This window comes from Cryptosporangium minutisporangium, assembly GCF_039536245.1.
Classification (GTDB): Bacteria; Actinomycetota; Actinomycetes; order Mycobacteriales; family Cryptosporangiaceae; genus Cryptosporangium; species Cryptosporangium minutisporangium.
This window is the reverse complement of record NZ_BAAAYN010000001.1, coordinates 1-16,691: the sequence shown is the minus strand read 5'-3', so window position 1 is coordinate 16,691 and position 16,691 is coordinate 1. Positions and strand designations below refer to the sequence as shown.

Annotated in this window: 17 protein-coding genes; 8 read left to right on the top strand and 9 right to left on the bottom strand. The window is 65.8% G+C overall.

Going from position 1 to position 16,691, the window contains the following annotated elements; all coding sequences use genetic code 11:
- Positions 1-61: 61 nt before the first annotated feature.
- Genes ABEB28_RS00085 through ABEB28_RS00070 form a run of 4 tightly spaced genes read right to left on the bottom strand, consistent with a single transcriptional unit; the run spans position 62 to position 3,039 of the window.
- On the bottom strand, positions 62-1,843 hold the full coding sequence (locus ABEB28_RS00085) for a cell division protein FtsK (protein WP_345725812.1): 1,782 nt from the start codon (positions 1,841-1,843) through the stop codon (positions 62-64).
- Positions 1,840-2,061: a hypothetical protein gene (locus tag ABEB28_RS00080; protein ID WP_345725811.1), complete on the bottom strand. Its 222-nt coding sequence runs from the start codon at positions 2,059-2,061 to the stop codon at positions 1,840-1,842. Before ABEB28_RS00080 ends, ABEB28_RS00085 begins: the two co-directional genes overlap by 4 nt.
- Positions 2,051-2,800, bottom strand: a complete 750-nt coding sequence (locus ABEB28_RS00075; RefSeq protein WP_345725810.1) for a DUF2637 domain-containing protein — start codon at positions 2,798-2,800, stop codon at positions 2,051-2,053. The genes ABEB28_RS00080 and ABEB28_RS00075 overlap by 11 nt, the downstream gene beginning before the upstream one ends.
- 56 nt (positions 2,801-2,856) lie before the next feature.
- A complete protein-coding gene (locus ABEB28_RS00070) occupies positions 2,857-3,039 on the bottom strand; it encodes a hypothetical protein (RefSeq protein WP_345725809.1) in 183 nt (60 codons plus the stop codon).
- Between the two features lie 443 nt (positions 3,040-3,482).
- Here ABEB28_RS00070 and ABEB28_RS00065 point away from each other — a divergent pair, with 443 nt between their 5' ends.
- The 3 genes from ABEB28_RS00065 to ABEB28_RS00055 are packed head-to-tail and all read left to right on the top strand — an operon-like array spanning position 3,483 to position 5,219.
- The gene (locus tag ABEB28_RS00065) at positions 3,483-4,220 is read left to right on the top strand and encodes a DUF5919 domain-containing protein (protein WP_345725808.1); all 738 of its coding nucleotides are present in this window, start codon (positions 3,483-3,485) and stop codon (positions 4,218-4,220) included.
- A 17-nt stretch (positions 4,221-4,237) separates the two neighbouring features.
- Positions 4,238-4,714, top strand: a complete 477-nt coding sequence (locus tag ABEB28_RS00060) for an NUDIX hydrolase (RefSeq protein WP_345725807.1) — start codon at positions 4,238-4,240, stop codon at positions 4,712-4,714.
- 4 nt (positions 4,715-4,718) lie between these two features.
- A complete protein-coding gene (locus tag ABEB28_RS00055) occupies positions 4,719-5,219 on the top strand; it encodes a hypothetical protein (RefSeq protein WP_345725806.1) in 501 nt (166 codons plus the stop codon).
- Between the two features lie 166 nt (positions 5,220-5,385).
- On the opposite strand, the gene ABEB28_RS00050 is transcribed toward ABEB28_RS00055, so the two are convergent.
- On the bottom strand, positions 5,386-5,940 hold the full coding sequence (locus ABEB28_RS00050; RefSeq protein ID WP_345726037.1) for an HD domain-containing protein: 555 nt from the start codon (positions 5,938-5,940) through the stop codon (positions 5,386-5,388).
- Between the two features lie 29 nt (positions 5,941-5,969).
- Entirely contained in the window at positions 5,970-6,443 is a 474-nt protein-coding gene (locus ABEB28_RS00045) for a GntR family transcriptional regulator (RefSeq protein ID WP_345725805.1), read from the bottom strand.
- Positions 6,444-6,589: 146 nt separating this feature from the next.
- Between ABEB28_RS00045 and ABEB28_RS00040 the strand changes: the two genes are divergently transcribed.
- Together ABEB28_RS00040 and ABEB28_RS00035 are read left to right on the top strand one after the other, a co-directional pair.
- Positions 6,590-7,309, top strand: a complete 720-nt coding sequence (locus tag ABEB28_RS00040) for an XRE family transcriptional regulator (RefSeq protein ID WP_345725804.1) — start codon at positions 6,590-6,592, stop codon at positions 7,307-7,309.
- A 194-nt stretch (positions 7,310-7,503) separates the two neighbouring features.
- Positions 7,504-7,791, top strand: a complete 288-nt coding sequence (locus tag ABEB28_RS00035; protein WP_345725803.1) for a hypothetical protein — start codon at positions 7,504-7,506, stop codon at positions 7,789-7,791.
- 224 nt (positions 7,792-8,015) lie between these two features.
- Here the strand turns inward: ABEB28_RS00035 and ABEB28_RS00030 are convergent, their stop codons facing one another.
- Positions 8,016-9,551, bottom strand: coding sequence for an endonuclease NucS domain-containing protein (locus ABEB28_RS00030; protein WP_345725802.1), 1,536 nt, complete (start codon positions 9,549-9,551; stop codon positions 8,016-8,018).
- Between the two features lie 497 nt (positions 9,552-10,048).
- On the opposite strand from ABEB28_RS00030, the gene ABEB28_RS00025 reads away from it, so the two are divergent.
- From ABEB28_RS00025 to ABEB28_RS00015, 3 genes are all read left to right on the top strand, one after another.
- Complete coding sequence (locus ABEB28_RS00025) at positions 10,049-11,866, top strand: AAA family ATPase (protein WP_345725801.1); 1,818 nt, start codon at positions 10,049-10,051, stop codon at positions 11,864-11,866.
- Positions 11,867-12,230: 364 nt separating this feature from the next.
- Positions 12,231-12,566, top strand: coding sequence for an AbrB/MazE/SpoVT family DNA-binding domain-containing protein (locus ABEB28_RS00020; RefSeq protein WP_345725800.1), 336 nt, complete (start codon positions 12,231-12,233; stop codon positions 12,564-12,566).
- Complete coding sequence (locus ABEB28_RS00015; protein ID WP_345725799.1) at positions 12,563-13,663, top strand: tyrosine-type recombinase/integrase; 1,101 nt, start codon at positions 12,563-12,565, stop codon at positions 13,661-13,663. The genes ABEB28_RS00020 and ABEB28_RS00015 overlap by 4 nt, the downstream gene beginning before the upstream one ends.
- Positions 13,664-13,855: 192 nt before the next feature.
- Here the strand turns inward: ABEB28_RS00015 and ABEB28_RS00010 are convergent, their stop codons facing one another.
- Complete coding sequence (locus ABEB28_RS00010; protein ID WP_345725798.1) at positions 13,856-14,944, bottom strand: tyrosine-type recombinase/integrase; 1,089 nt, start codon at positions 14,942-14,944, stop codon at positions 13,856-13,858.
- Complete coding sequence (locus ABEB28_RS00005; protein ID WP_345725797.1) at positions 14,941-15,267, bottom strand: hypothetical protein; 327 nt, start codon at positions 15,265-15,267, stop codon at positions 14,941-14,943. Before ABEB28_RS00005 ends, ABEB28_RS00010 begins: the two co-directional genes overlap by 4 nt.
- Positions 15,268-16,691 lie beyond the last annotated feature (1,424 nt).

Sequence of the window (16,691 nt, the reverse complement as noted above, 5' to 3'; positions counted from 1 at the left end):
CCACGGGGCGCGCGTGTCCCTACGCGCGCAGGCGCGCGCGAGGCCGTGGACGTCCACGCGGTTACTGGACGTTGTGTGCGCGCCAGCGTCCGCGGGTGACTTGGTAGACGCGGCCGGCGTCTGCATGTTCGCGGAGCCGCTCGTAGACCCACGAGCGGCTCAGCCCGGTCGCTGCGATCAAGTCGGGCAGCGAGAGCCCGCTGTTCGGCGCGGCGAGCAGAGCGCTCCAGAGTGCTTGGGCTGCGTCGGCCGGGTGTTCGTCTACGACTTCGGCGTCGATGACGTCTGCGTGGCCTTGGGAGCCGTTGAGGCCGCTGCGGAGGGACTGGGCCGAGAGGGGGTCCAGCCGTGGCCGTGTGGGCGCGTGGCGGGCCGCGGTCTTGCTCACCGCGGCGTCGGTCATCAGGTAGGCGCGCGCCCGGTGGGGAACGTCGAGCCCCGGTGCGGAGAGCAGGAACTTGCCCGGGGCGTCCAGCGTGTGTGCGTGCCAGCCGACGACGAGCATGCCTTGGCCGAGGACCAGGTCGACGTCGCGTCGCTCCCGTACGCGGAGGCATAGGCGAATGTCCATCTGCGAGCGGACAGCGCCGTTGCCCATGGCGTCCTGGGTCGGTCGCTGTGTCGCGGCGAGCAGGGTCACTGCAGGCGCGCGTCCTCGGCGGGCGAGCGAGTCGGCGTAGCCGGCTGCCTCATCGTCCAACTCGGCGTACTCGTCAATCACGATGACCAGCGCGGGCCGATCGGGCGTCGGGTCCCAGACGCGTTGTCCGCGGGCGGTTAGGTCGGCCGCGCGGGCGTCGAGAACGCGCACGGCATCGGCGAGCAGCTCGGCGGCTTCGCGTGGCGTAGTCGCCAGCCGGTCCAGGCATCCGGCCCACGGCTGGAGTTCCATGCCGCCCTTGAGGTCGATGCCCCACAGGACGACGTCACGGCATCCCGTGAGGACGGCGAGTACGACGTTGAGCACTCCGCTCTTGCCGGATCCGGCGACGCCACCAATCAGTCCGTGTCGGCGGAGCAGGGAGACGCGGACCGGGCCGGCGTCTTCGTAGATACCGAGGTCCGCGGGCTGGGTGATGGTCTGGGCGGTGGAGCCTGGCCACGGGAGCGGTTCGGCGTGCGGGTCACGGTTGAGCACTCGCAAGAGAACGTGGTCGGCTCGATTCGGGTCGGCTTCGATCCGGAGCGCCCCGGGTCGGGTACCGAGTCCGGATTCCAGGGCTGGCAGACGGTTAAGAGCATCGGTGACGGTCTGGCCTCGGCGGAGCGCGACGCGGGCGCGCCACCCCCAGGCGTCGACAAGTGCGGACATCACCCGGGAACCGGCCAGCCCTACTTGTTCCGTGATCTCGGGCCACGCCTCCAAGGTCCTCTCGACCTGGACTCGGGCTCGGCGCCGTCGGTGCCACCACCACGGAATGCCGGCGACGATCGTGCCGAGTCCAAGAACCTTCGCCAGCGGGCCGGCGCCGGGACCGTAGGCGGTTGCGAGCGTGAGCCACGCTCCGATGGCGGATAGCACGATGGCCGCGTATGCGCGCTCGACGCCGCGGGGTAGCCATCGGCGGGCGAGGAACAGGACTCCGGCCGTACCGAGAATCGTGGCGCTGGTTAGTCCGGGCCACCAGCCTTGGTGCCGGGCGTGCAGGAAGAGTCCCGCCAAGCCGGTGATGCCTCCGAGGAGGAACGGGGCGAGTTCGGAGCGGTACCGGTAGAGGACTCGTCCCAGCATGGCGAGGTCCGTGCTGCCGTACCCATCATCGACGAGCACGACCGGAGTAGTTCGAGTGCCGTACCGGGGGCGGAGCCGGCGTTGGGTGCGGCGGTAGGAGCGTCGGGTCATCGGCCGCCCCAAGGAGGTTCCGGCGCATCCGGGTACGGCGGCAGGACCGGGTTCGCGCTCAGTTCGTCGCGGACGTAGTACAGCGGGTCCGGCTCTCCGTCGCGGTCGGCGGCGAGCGTCGCGCGAACGGCGGCGAGCAGGAAGGCGTACCGGATCCGGAGGTCGGTCACAGCGGCGCGAAGACGGGCGTTCTCGGAGCTGAGCGGCTCAGGCGTCATCGGGGTTGGAGTTCTCCTCTCGCTTGGGTACGGGGGTCTCGGCGGCCGGTACGGGAGTAGGTCCGGCCGGTTCGGCGGCGAGTCGGCGACGGAGTTCGGTGGCTCGACGGCCACCGATGTGCAGGGCTGCACGGAGTGCGTCGCGGGTGATCGGCCGGCCATCGTGTTCGGCGCGGTACCGCTGGTCCGCGACGCGGGCGGCGACCAAGAGGTCCGCGTCCGATCGCGTTCCGTGGTTGCTCGTGGGCGGAGTACGGCGAGTGGGCCAGTTGGGCGCGACCGAGGCCGGCAGCGGCACCTCGGCGGACGCCTCTTGCTCGGCGTGGACCAGCGTGGAACTCGGCGAGCCTGGCGGTACTGACGTCGAGTCCGCGGGCGGTCCGGGACGGGTACGGAGCGCATGAAGATGAGCCGTCAGTCCGAGAACAGCAGCCGGAATCGCGCCGACCGTGACGACGACCGGCCACGTGATCGTCAGCAGTCCAGCGCCGACCGCGTGATAGACGGCGTTCCCCGCGATGCTGACGGTGATCGCGCCAAGCGCGTTGGCGCGGGCGAACCGACGGGCCTCCGGCGATTGCGTCGAGGCGGTGAGCCACACGCGCGCCGAGGTGGTGGCGTAGGCGTCGACCGTTACCGGCAGGAGCCAGGCGAGTTCGGCCGCCCAACCGGATGCCTCGGCCAGACCTCGGAGGCCGGAGAAACTCGCCACGGCGGCGGAGGCTGCCGAGACGGTCATGCCGGCTATAACCCACCAGTCGCGCCCGACCACGCTCGCCGGCTGCGGGTTGGCGTTCAGGACAGGAACCCAAGGACGGCGAAGACGGCCTCACGAACGAAGGGAGCGGCGGCCGACGAGGCGAGGTAGAAGCCGAACAGCGTGCAGACGATCGCGTGCCAGATCCGAAGGCCGGCATAGCGGCAGAGGAAAGCGACGGCTGCGCCGAAGCACAGGACAGCGGAGAGAGTCAGTACCAACAGGAACCTCCTTTGCGAGTCGAGTAGTCAGGCGTCGTCGGTGGCGGGTCGGCGGTTCTTGCGGCCGGTCCGGCGGCGAATCCAGCGAGTGCGGCCGAGGCACTTTCGGCAGAGGTCGCGATGGGGCTCGGCGGGGCGTCCGCAGAGGCAGAGCGGTCGGGCCGGGAGTCCTAATTCGAGGGTGTGCATGGCGAGTTCCTCTCGGATCGATCTGCCGGGAGGAAAGGCACATGACTAGTCATGTGCAAGAACTCGATCTGCCAGGCGCTAGGTGCAATTTCGGCGCTCATCTGCTGGGGTTGATCGCGTCCGTTCCTCGCGGCGGGACGTGAACGAGAATCCGCCGAAAGAGGGGGACGACTTCACCACGTGACTAGACGTGTGCAAGACGTCTCGCTAGCGTGAGCGCGTCCAGCGACGTCTAGGGACGAGTTCCGGGGGCAATGGCGAACGAGCGGCTGCGGGCAGCGTTGTTACAGCAGGGACTGACGCCCGAGAGCCTTGCCCCTCAGGCCGGCGTCGATCCCAAGACCGCCGAGCGTTGGGTGACCCAGGGCCGCATCCCGTACCGGCGTCACCGTTACCTCGTCGCGGCTCTGCTCAAGCTCGACGAAAACTACCTGTGGCCGGATGCCCTCACCCCCGAGCAGGCTGCGGACGCTTCGGAGAGCGAGATCGTCACTGTGTACCCGCACCGTTGGGCGGTGCCGCGGGAGACCTGGGGCCGGCTATTCGGCACGGCCGAACACGAGATCAGCGTCCTGGTCTACAGCGGCTTGTTCCTCGCCGATGACACCGGCATGGTCCGGTTGTTCGCCGACAAGGCCGACACCGGCGTCCGCGTCCGTCTCTTGCTCGGCGACCCGGACAGTCCGCACGTCGCACAGCGCGGCGCAGATGAGGGCATCGAGGACGGCATGTCCGCCCGAATCCGCAACGCGCTCGCGCTCTACCGGCCTCTTCGCGGGCGGGACAACGTCGAGATCGGGTTGCACGACACGACGCTCTACAACTCGATCTACCGGGCCGACGACGAGCTGTACGTCAACACGCACATCTACGGCTCGCCCGCAGCGAACGCCCCCGTGCTGCATCTACGCAAGGTCGCGGGCGGCGGCATGGTCACCACGTACCTGGACAGCTTCGAGCGGGTCTGGTCAGAAGCCCGACGTGTCGAGTAACCACGAGAGGCGGCCCGGTGGGCGCACGGATTGACTACTACGACGACCCAGACGGGCCGGCCGCGAACAGCGTCGTCCCGTCCGCGAACGTCGTAGTCACCAACGACGCCGGCGAAATCCTGATGATTCGCCGCACCGACAACGGCAACTGGGCCGTCCCGGGCGGTGCGATGGACCCCGGCGAGTCGCTACCGACGTGCGGAGTCCGGGAGACCAAGGAAGAGACCGGCGTCGACTGCGAGATCACCGGCCTGGTCGGCATCTACACAGACCCGAAGCACGTCATCCTCTACACGAGCAACAATGAGGCCCGGCAGGAGTTCTCCGTCGTCTTCACCGCCCGTTGCGTCGGCGGTCAGCCCACGCCGAGCAGCGAGTCCCGCGAGGTGCACTGGGTCAAGCCCGGTGACGTCGACGGCCTGACGATGGATCGGTCCATGCGGCTGCGCATCGGCCACTACCTCGAACAACGCCCGACGCCCTACCTCGGGTAGCCGGATGGCGGCAACCGACTGGATCCAAGCAGGCGCGGACGCGTTCGCCGCGCTCGGGACCGTCGGCGCGTTCGGCGTCGGCTTGGTGCTGTTCCGCCGCGAACACCGACGCGAGGAGAGCCACGCCGAGGATTCACGGCGGGCACAAGCCGCCAAGGTCAGCGCTTGGGTCGCCGTCCAGCACGCGCGCGACGGCAAGCCAGAGCTGATGTTCCACGTCCACAACGCCAGCGACATGCCGATCTACGAGACCGCGCTGCCGTTACCTGCGCGACCCGGCGAGGAAGCGGAGTCCGAGTTCGTCGGTCTCGTGCCGCCGGGGCAGACCATCCAACGACCGGCCCCGGCGGACTGGCTCAGTTCGTACTACTCGCCAGAGCCGGTGCAGCTCGAATTCCTGGACAGCGCCGGCTGGTTCTGGACGCGGGACGAGCAGGGCTTCCTCTGTCGCAACCCGGAGCGCATGAGCCCGGATACGAACCGGGACGGCAAGCCGGCCGGCTAATCCGCGGGCATGTCTCCGATCAGCGCGCCAGTCATCGCAAGGTAGGCCAGCCCCAGAAGGACAACGAGCACGATGAAGGTGACGCTTGCAGCGGCGATGACGCCCGCGACGCGGCCCGACAGTGACAACCTCCGCACAGGCCCATCGTGCCGGACAACCTGCCGCTTCATGCGCTTCTCGCGCGAGCGAGCGCCTCGGCAGTCGCCTTCACCGCGGCTAGGATGCCCGGGGTCGCGCGACGAATCGAGCGGCTAACGACGTCTTTGTCGCCGTAGCGGCCGTGAATCTCCTCCAACCGCTGCTCGACGTCCAGGCGTTCGCCGGACGGTCCTGTGGTCATGTCGCAGTAGAGCAGCGCATCGGCGAGGTAGTCCGGGGGCGGGGCGAACTCGGTCGTCAGCTTGTCGGCCAAGCCACGCTCCTCGGCCTCGATTACGGCGCACGAATGGTGCGCGACCAGACGGCAAAGCACGTCGTCGGCCTGCTCGATGTTCCGCAGGTACCGCGCTCCGTCGATCGGGTGGAAGCCCGTGTGAGCGATCGAGGGCGCGTAGCCGATGTCATGGAGCCATGCGGCAGCGACGAGCAGCTCAGTGTCTGGGCCGAGGAGCGGTCCGAGCGTCTCGGCCTGTGCGCCCACGGCCCGCGAGTGTGCCCAGCGACGGGGCAGCGGCTCAGCGAGCAGAGACTCTGCGAGCGCGCGCGCCCGGTCAACTTGCACATGTCGCACATGTGCAAGGTTAGAGCCGGTCAGTCAGAACGGACGAACCAGCCCTTTCCTTGAATCGCCTCGACAAGCCCGTCACGCTCAAGCTCCGAGAGGGCGAGTCGCACGGTCGCGCGGGACGCGCCATGCACCGCGGCCAGCGATGCTTCGGACGGGAGCCGTTGACCCGGGACGACGTCGCGAGCATCGATGCTGGCTCGTAGCTTCGACGCGATGAGTCGATAGCCGGTGTTGGCGGCAGCCTCTTCGGCCGTGGCCCCGGGCTTGGGCACGATGCGCCCGTGACCGGGGATGGTGACGACGAGGTTCTCCAGTTCGAGCCCGGCGAGTGCGCGGCGGACCGTGTTCCGCACGACGCCGAATTCCTCGCTCAGCTTCGCCTCGGAGGGCATGAGAGCGCCGGATCGGTAGGTGCCATCCGCGATGCGCTGCCGCAGGACGGCAGCGATGTCGACGTATGCGCGCCATGCGGCATGCGTGCCGGCCAACGTCCGCACCCCTCTCGCACCTGAGTAGCCAGGTCCCCTACTGGACGGATCCGAGTGTCAGTGATGCGATCGGACGCTTCTACCGCGAGGGGGGGACGTCTGGGGACGTCTTGTGGTTGGCTAAGGGCTAACTCTTCACCGACCGTGGAGGATGCATGAACCGTGCGCTTCAACAGGCGCTCGCGAACAAGCGCCTCCAAGACGTCGACGTGGCTACCGCGCTCGGCGTCGACCCCAAGACCGTCCAACGCTGGTGCGCCGGCCGACAGCCAAGGCAGCGTCACCGATGGGCGTTAGCCGACCTGTTGGACGTAGCCGAGGTCGACCTCTGGCCGGCCGCAGTCGAGTCGGCCGCCAGTGGAACGGCAACCGTCTACCCGGACCGGAGTGCCGTACCGCGCGATGTGTGGTCGAGCCTGTTTGCCTCCGCGCAGGAGCACATCGACGTCCTTGTGTACAGCGGCTTGTTCCTCGTTGAGGATGGGCGGCTGCTGACGACCATCGCAGACCGGGCCAAGGCCGGCGTGCGCGTGCGACTGGCCTTCGGCGACCCAGAGAGTCCCGGCGTCGCGGCGCGAGGCGTCGAGGAGGGCATCAACGACGCCCTCGGCGCCAAAGTTCGGAGTGCACTGATCCTCGCCGAACCGCTACTTGACCTACCGGGAGTCGAGGGGCGAACGCATCAGACCGTCCTCTACAACTCGCTCTACCGCGCGGACTCCGACCTTCTGGTCAACACCCACGTACACGGCGTCGGTGCTTCACGTGCGCCTGTACTTCGACTCCGTCAGACGGGGGCGGCCTCTATGGCAAGTACGTATCTGGCGAGCTTCGAACGCATCTGGACCAGTGCTACGCCACTCGGAAAAACCTAGCAACAGACACGCAAGGCTTCTGGGGACGGCAGGGACGTTCACAGGGCGTCCCTCTCTGAGGTTCTACCGTCCTGCTCGCTCATGTCGACTACGTGGACTGAACGATTACGACAGCCTGTCTGAAGGCGGTGCCAATGTCGACGCACCAAGTAGCGCGTACTCACGGGGTGGGATGCGCCGATGCAATCCAGTGTATGGCCGACAGAGCAGACCGCGTCCGCCAACAAGTGATGACGCTTGATGGCGACAGCGTGACGATCGGAAGCACCATTACCCTTGCGCAGCGGCGAGAAGCGTGCAGGATGCTTGAAGTCCGGAAGTCGAGCCTCACCGCAATTCAGCGGATCGCCCTAGTCGATGCGATGGCTCATTGGATGGGAAACACGGGAGACGACGAACTCGCCACCGCTCTGGCCGAATTGGCTTGCGGGGATCGCGGAATGGCGCGCGATTTGATATTCCTGCTGACGCCGCTACTGTGATTGCGTAAACACGGCGGCGAAGCTGCTCGCTTCGATAAGCTCTGAGTGTCATGCGCCGACGTGCCTGCGCATGCGCCATCGTCCGCAGTGTCCGCCCCATACCGACTGGCGGATATGAGGGCCAAAGAATCGACGGCACTTCCTAGGCGCGTGGTGCCGGCCGAGCGCGCACAAGCGGGCAATTCGCTTCCAAGCCGCTCCGCCTGTGATCGACATCCGCCCCGTTACTGTGTCAACCCAAGCTCGATCTTGAGCATGATTGCAAGCTCCGTCAGAGTGTCGAAATTTCTTGTAATCCAAATGTCTAGTGGTTGCGCGGCGCCTGACGCTTGTGGCAGTCGGGCTATACGATCCTCTTCCCACTGGAGGATTACAGGTTGGTCGGCCCCTCCGACCTGTTCTATCAGGACGTACTCCAGCCCAAGGGTCCGAAGGAACTCCTGGTCATGGATCCAGAAACTGCCGAACATGCGGCTCAATTGCCAACTCTGCGCGTCACCGTGCGCTATCAGAAAAGCGTCAATCGGGCTGAAACCTCTACCGGTGGCGAACAACGTGCCCCTCAGCGTGCGACGTGGTTGGCCTGGTGCGGTAGCGACACAGAACAGCGTGGGGACATAGTTCTGTATATGCTCGGGCCAGCCAAACCCGATGGCCGCCGCGAAGTCACACGGGTTGTAGATATGGATCGTCAGATCGGCGTGGGCATTTTCGGCCGCCCTCTCCTTGCACCACGCTGGGACTAGCTTTCCCCAGTTCGGATTGCCGCCGAGGGCGAATTCCGCGCGATCTAAGAATCTCGTCCACCGCCGCGCATGGTCCGCGCGTGCTGCGCCGGTGTACTTTACATCGGACAGGCCGCCCGACGCCGAGTCAAGAATCAAATCTCTGTCGGAAAATAGGACAGCGTCAGAATACACGCCAGCCCTGCGAACGGCCCCCAGAGTCCAGCCGGTGGAATCCGAAAGTAGCTGGTTTAGCGCATCAGGGTGGGTCCACTCTATTGTCGAGCGATTAGGCCGACGAAGTAGTGCCGTCAAAGCGCGATATTCGGTCTTGTAGCCTGCGGGTGCGTCCGAATCCTCATCCAATTCTCGCTCCCCGTGTTCATCCACGATGACAACAATGGGCGAACTGTATTGCGGCATTCGGCCGACGACGATATAGACGCCCGCGTCGTAAGTTTGATGTCGAAAATCGAACCCGACGACGTCATGAGCGCCGACCGCAGCTAGGCCATCGACTGCCCACTTCCACGCCGCGTCTAGGTCGCCGTCTCGCGGCTGAATCAACAGTTGGATCGGTGTAAGGCTTCGGATCGTCGCCTCGGACAACGGTTCTACCCGTTCGGCCGCGATCGGCGTGACGCCGTCCTCGTCAAGGGTCAATTGGTAACCACGAAAGTCAGCCGACCACTCACGAGCGGCCTGACTGAAAGCCAATCGAAGAGTGCGCCACTCCACGGCAACCACCGCAACCCGTAAATCGGCGGGCCCGATCCCCCGCTCGCGCCGGAAGAGTTCGACATATTTGTGCAGCTCATGAAGAGCCTTTTCGGCCGCATCTTCCGTGCGTTTGAGCTCAATCACAACGAGACTGCCCGTGACATCGCGAGCGAGAATGTCGACTCTGCCTCCTGCTCCGCCGATTCCACTGGACAGTGGGTATTCGGTTGCAAGACAGCGCAATCCGGGCTCAATTAGGTGCAGGCGCGTAGATAGCGCATCTCGGATTTCGTTCTCATGGACCGCCTTTGGCATAGCACTCCGTCTTAGACCTGAGTTTGGGTGGTAGCGGCCAATACTATCGAGAGGTCGTCCAAGCCCGCGTTGCAGCTGGCCGCACGGTTGGTAAGCCGACGAAGGGCCGACACGTGGCGTCGAGGAAGCATCGCCGTCGCCTTGAGCACGATGATCCGCAGCGCCGTTATCCTCGCTCGTCGCTGCGCCGCTTTACTGGGCGCATCAGCGAGGACGTGCCCAGCTGTCTTGTCGCATGACCCGCTCTACTGTGGATAGCGATCCGCATAGATTGGTGGTCGAGCCACTCAGCGTTCTGTCGAATGCCCCTTTCGGGTGACTTCTTCGGATTTAGCGGGCTATACGGTGTGCCCGTGTGGCTATCGTTTCGCTAATGGGCAACGCGCCGTCGAAGTATCCACTAGCGTCAGCCGCGTGCAGAGATCGCACCCTGAAACTAGATTTGCAATACCCGCGCCGGGGCGCCTAGGCAACAAGTCATTAGGGAAAGGCTTTCGTTGAACCCGAACGAGGAAATCGAGATCAAGGGGTTTGCACTGACGGGATTTCGCAGCTTTTTCGGCGAGATCCAATACCTCAATCTTTCTGCCCCTATGACGGTGCTAGCGGGACCAAATAATGCTGGAAAGAGCAATGTCCTGATAGCCTTGACCCAACTTCTCAGAGCGCATGTATTTAAGGGTGGCTCAGGTGTGTCCAATAATCCCCTTGACCGACCTATCTTGAAGAGTAATTCTTCGCCGCCTTTAATTGTCGGTGTCGGAGTCGAGCAAGCCGATGTCCTCAGAAGTTGGGAGCAACTCGCCGGAAATAGTCCTCAATATTCACAGCGATGGGCTCCGATAATCGAACGACTGGTCACTTGTCCAGCGTTTCAGCTCGACGGCGGAGAAGGCGATGGCTTCATGTGGCTCCTGATGGAGTCAGACTCTGGCGAAGCCTTTGAGCACTCACCAGCTCAGATGACGGCGGCGCTAGCCCATCTTAGCCATGTCCAACGTGATATCAGCGATTTTATGCTCCAGGTTTTCGGCCACACCAGCGAACTAGAGCCGAATATAGGAGAACTATTGCAGCGAACCCGCGCGAATTTAAAAATTCCGGACGCGGTGGTAATTCCCACGATGCGACAAATCCGAGCCGACGGAGGTGAGCCGTCTCCGGAGCTTAGGGAGTCGACGGGACTGGGCGTTCCCGGGATGCTTCAGGCATGGCAGGCTCCCGCAGCCGAGAGGTATCGCGAAGACTCCGAGAAGTTCCGTCGGATCAATCAGCTGCTGAAGTCGGTATTGGAAGATAAAGATGTCGAAATTACTATCCCGTATAATCGGAGCACTGTTCACGTCATCATCAATGACAGAGTTCTTCCCCTGGAGAACCTCGGAACTGGTATATCACAGTTAATTCTCCTTGCCGTCTTCGCGACGTGGCATCAGGACGACCTGGTTTGTGTCGAAGAGCCGGAACTCAATCTGCACCCTTTGATGCTTCGGAAGCTTGTCAACTTTCTGGTCAGGTCTGGAACTAAGTTTGTTTTGACTACACACTCGGCGCACCTGCTGGACGCGCCGGAGATCGGCATTGTGCGGGTCTCCTACTCCGCGGATCAGGGAACTATCCTTTCTGCCGCAATATCCGATGCCGACCGCGCCCAGGTATCGCGTCATCTAGGGTACCGCGCATCCGACCTAATTCAATCGAATGCAATCATATGGGTGGAGGGTCCTTCGGACCGAATCTATCTCAGATACTGGATCGAGGTGGCGGAGCCTCGATTGGTCGAGGGTATACACTATTCTATAATGTTTTATGGCGGCCGACTCTTGGCGCATTTGACCGGCGAGGAGATGGATACTCCGGACGGAAACGTCGAGGATTTCATCTCTCTCTTGAGGATCAATCGGAGTATGGCAATAGTCATCGATTCGGATAAATCGAATCTTGATAGTCCTCTGAACGCCACCAAGGAACGGATTTGCCAAGAGTTTGCAGATAAGGGCTGTCCTGCCTGGGTGACTTACGGTCGCGAGATAGAAAACTATGTGCCAGCTAAAGACTTCGTTCGAGCACTTACGCAGGTTCATCCTTCCGTAAAGTCGACTCGCGTTGTAGACGACGTGTTTGCAGATCGATTCGCTCACTTGTCGGTATCCAGCCCGAATAAGGCAAAGATTGCGGAACGAGTCGTGGAAATCTGGGATGGTCAGGAGATCGACAGTCTCGATCTCGTCGAAAATGTTCGTGAGCTAGTCGCCTACATCTGTGTAGCTAACGACATGCCCCCCAGTTATGAGCCGCACACATTCGTGCCCTAGTTTGACGGCGATGGGCGATCGCTACATGTCGCGCCTGTTGATCACCCCTAGACAGAACTCACCGCTTAGGACTAGGGGCGGTGTGCTTATGGTTCGGCTCGGTCCTCGGACACACGCGCACGGCATACATGCCGTTCCTGATGGTCTCGTGGTCAGGCCTCGTTGACCACTCCTCCGCGGCACATCTGCCGCTCTTCAACGCCGTGATGGGCGTCCGGCGGTGGGTCTCGTGACTACGCCGGTTCCCTCCGTGGTTCCGTTCTCCGGCACGTTCCGTCCCAGCCGGGGTCCGGGTTCCGGCCGCCCGGCAACGTGGCCGCTGCCGCTGGCACGGCTTGCGCCTGCGGGTAGGTCCGGGGCCCTGGTGTACTGCCTGACCGCGCTGGATGACAGCGGGCGGATCCGCGATCGTTCTCTGCTGGCCGCGCTGGGCTGGGCTCCTGGGACCCCGGTGGAGGTCTGTGAGCGCGAGGGTCTGATCGTCGTGGCCAGGGGTCCGGCCGGGGTGTTCCGGGTGACCGGGCAGGGATTCGTGGTGCTGCCTGCGGCGGTTCGGCACTGGTGCGGGCTGCGCCCCGGCGACCGGGTGCTGGTGGTGGCCGATCCGGGCGCCGGGTGGATGGTGGTGCATCCTCCGGCGGCGCTGGAGGCGATGGTGTCCGCGGTGCACACGGCGGTGTGGGGCGGTGAGCCGCGATGAGCGCCGCCACGCCCGTGCCGCCCGAGTCGTCGGTGCCGCCCGCGGCGGCCGGCCGAGCAGAGCTGGACGCGGCGCTGGTGCTGCTGGCCCGTCTAGGGGTGCGTCCGGAAGACCTCGTGGGTGCCGGCGCCGAGCGGGTGCCGGTGCCGACGTTCGCGCAGTACGTGCCGGTGGTGGCCGCCGCGGTGGGGGTGGGCACCCGCCGGGTGTACAGCTCCTACTGGAACCGGGTCGTCGAGCAGTGGGGTGAGCGTCGGCTAGATGAGCCGAGCCCGTCGGAGATCGCGCAGCTGTCGGAGGCGCTGCGGGCGCGGCGGGTGGTGCGTCGCAACGCCCGCGGTGGCCAGTCCACGTCTGAGCATCTGATCGCGGCGCTGCGCTGTCTGTACCGGCATGCGGTCGCCGACGGGCTGATCCGTGAGGGTGACAACCCGGCGCGGAAGGTTCCCAAGCCGCGGCGGGTGCCCAGTACCCGCCGCGCGGTCGGCCCGGAGCGGCTGGCGGAGATCAATCAGGTCGCCGCGACCACCGGCAACGATCCCGCGCTGGATACGTTGCTGCTGCGCCTGCACACCGAGACCGCGTGCCGGCGCGGCGGAGCGCTCGGGTTGCGCCCGTGTGACCTGGACGCGACGCAGTGCCTGATCCTTCTGCGGGAGAAAGGCGAGACCAGCCGCTGGCAGCCCGTCTCGCCCACCCTGATGCGCCACCTGCTGCGGCACGCCGACGAACGCGGCGCGCCCCCGACCGGCCCGCTGCTGCGCTACCGCACCGGGCAGCCGATCACCAAACGCCGCTACGACCATCTGTGGAAGCGGATCGGGCAGCACCTGCCGTGGGTCGCCGCGCAAGGCATCAGCACCCATTGGCTACGGCACACCACGCTCACGTGGGTCGAGCGCACCTACGGGTACGCCGTCGCCCACGCCTACGCCGGCCACACCGACCAGAGCAGCGGCGGAGAGGCGGGCACGACGATCACCTACGTGCGCGCCTCCCAGGAGGAGATCGCGGCGGCGCTGACCGGCCTGGTCGGCGAGCCGCACCCGCTCGCGCCGCTCCCGGCTTCAGCGGCGGGGGCGGGCGCGGCGGACTAGTCATTTGGCGGTGCCAGCGGCGAGAACTGCGCTCGGGCAGGACCCGGTGCCGGGGGCCGGAGTGCGAGGGTTCCGGGGGCAGAACCTCGCCACCGGCCGCGGCGGTCTAGAAGAGCGAAAGCCGCCGAGTGCCGCCGGTCGGATCCCTGCAAGGCCGCAGGGCTGGGCCGGGTGATGAGGGCTGGTCACCTGTCACCCGGGCCAGCCCGGCGTCGGGGTCTCGGCGGAGCCGATCGCCAGCGGATGCGGTTCGCCGGCCAGCGCGGCGAGCGCGCTCGCGACTTCGTACGTGCTGGCCCGGACGTAGGTGGCGGTGGCCGACGGGTCGCTGCGTCCCTGGTGTCCAGCGTAGGCGTGGGCAACGGCGTAACCGAAGCGGCGTTCGACCCAGGTCAGCGTCGTGTGGCGCAGCCAGTGGGTGCTGATCTGCTGGGTGGCCACCCAGGGCAGGTGCTTGCCGATGCGGGTCCAGAGGTGGTCGTAGCGGCGCGCAGTGATGGGCCGCCGATTGCGATAGCGCAGCAGCGGCCCATCCGGATCGCCCTCGCCGCGGGCATCACGGTGGTGTTCGAGGTGGTCCATGAGGGTGGGGGAGACCGGTTGCCAGCGGACGGTTTCGCCTTTCTCCCGGAGCCTGATCAGGCATTGCTGGGAGTCGAGGTCGGCGGGTCGCAGCGCCAGGGCACCACCGCGGCGGCACGCGGTCTCGCTGTGCAGGCGGATGAGGAGCGCGTCGAGGTGGGGATCGTTGCCGGTGGTCGTGGCGACCTGGTTGATCGCGGCGAGGCTGGCGTCGGTGAGGGCGTGGCGGGTACTGGCCAGCCGGCGGGGTTTGCGGACCCGGATGGCGGGGTTGCGGTACTCGGGGATGAGCCCGTCGGTGACGGCGTATCGGTAGAGGCAGCGCAGCGCGGAGATCAGGTGCTCGGCGGCGGATCGTCCGCCGCGGGCGTTGCGGCGCACGGCCGCCTCGCCGCGGACGCGTTGCGCCAGCTGGGTGATCTCCAACGGGGTCGGTTCATCTAGCTGGCGGTCGCCCCAGTGCGCGCGCACGCGGTTCCAGTAGGTCTCATACAGGCGACGGGTTCCAGGGGTGACGGCGCCGATGACTCGGTCGATGTACTCCCCGATGGTCGGCATCGGCGGCGCGACGACCACTGCTGCGGACGGGACGGTGCTGCCGGCAAGTAGCTGTTCCGGGGTGACACCCAGACGCGCGAGGAGAACCTTGGCGGCGGCCAGTTCGGCATCGGACGCCGCCGTCGGCTCATCGCCGCTCACGACGGGAACTCCGCTCCGGGCCGGGCGTGATGGGCATCGAGCAGCTGATGCAGCAGCCGCATGGTGTAAACGATCAGCAGGCGCCGGTCCAGATAGGCAGCCAGCAGCAGCCGATCGCCGGTCCGGATACCGGCGACCGCCCGGGTGGTGTGGTGCAGCCGCAGCCGTCCCTGCTGAGTGATCGACTCGGCTGCATCGGCGCGCGCGATGACGGCAACGATGCGGGGAGCGGCGCTGACCGCGACGGCGGTACCGGGGAGCCAGCCCAGCGCGCGCACCGTCGACCGGTCGGCGATCCGTCCACTGTCGTCGATCGCGGACACGGCGCAGCGTAGGGCCGTCGAAGCATGCCCGTCAGGGTTGAGTGGTGGAAGGGGCAGCGTGAGCCGCCCCCGGTGGAAGGGCACCGACTCGAGGGGCTGAGGCGCGCTGCCTTGGGTCCATTCGCCGGACGTTGGGAGTGTTTCGAACCGGTTGCTGGTCGAGCTTGTGTCGTGGGGGTCTGTCGCCGTACCCGCTTCCGTCCACCTGGCGGAAGCACTGTGCGACGCGGTGACCGGGGCGGCGTTGTCTGGCTCGCTCGACGTCTGAAATCCGTGTGGCAGATGAGCGGCGCCGACTCGCGGTGTGTCGCGGAGACCACCGCCTGAGTCGTCACCGGGACGGGCTGTGTTGCTATCGATTACAGGCGAAGCACTGTACTCGCGGGGCGCCGCGAGTTTTCCGTCGAAAGCGGTCCAATCCTGATGTTCAGGCTCGCGATAGTTTTCGGTGGGCATGGCTGCGGTGACTCCCGCGCACGAGTGTCGTGTTCGCATCTACCCACTGCCCAACAACCGGGCGACAGGCTGCGGGTGCGGTGATCGATTCACCCAACGTGAACCCAACAACGGCATGGAGCTGGCCGCAGCGCCGACGATCCGACGATCCGTTGGGTCGTTAAGCGGCCGGTGGGGCGAGTGCCTTGCCCGCCGGTCCGTCGAGGACCACGCACTCGAGTCAAACCTCCAGTGTGTTGGCCTGACGGGGACTTCGCGCGAACAGGCCAGTAGGCGACTTTGGGGATGGACGCGAGCCGGGTGGCGGTGCCGCGCGCGGGTTCGAATCCCCACCGGGGCAAGCACTGCATGGGAACAACGTCGGACCAGGCGCGCCGCGATTCGTGGTGGAAGCACCTGCGTCGCTGAACTCAGCGCAGCGAGTCGGAGCGCGAGAACCGCGGACATAAATTCGAAGGGCTACTGGTTCGAGTCCAGTCGGGGGAGCTTCGCAAGCCAAAAGCGCAGGTCAGGCCGTAGATTGTGGTGCTGCCAGTGTACGGGACGGAAGCGCTGTCCCACAGAAGTCCCACAAAACTCTGGCCCTGACGCGCGGAAGCGCGGGTAGGGCCATGGGCTCTACCCGCACCTCACGGGCACGACGGCTCGCTGGTGAACTGGCACACCCAAGAGCCGGCGGCCCTCGGCCGTTCAGGCGGGGGTTCTGAACGCCAGCCTGCCCACATCGCGGAGACGCCTACCGTCGCGTCTGCAGACCTCGCCGTGTGACCCGTCGGCATGTGCAGAGAGTCGGCAGACGCAACGGAGGCTCACCACGGTGACTTACGTGGGCCGGTCAGACTTCGTCCGCGTGCTCCTCGAGCCACCGGAGAACAGCCGACCGGCGGAATCGCAGGTACTTGCCCAGTCGGTATCCCGGAACAAACTTGCCTTCCGTGCGCTGCTGGGCCTTGACCCCTGAGCCTGGA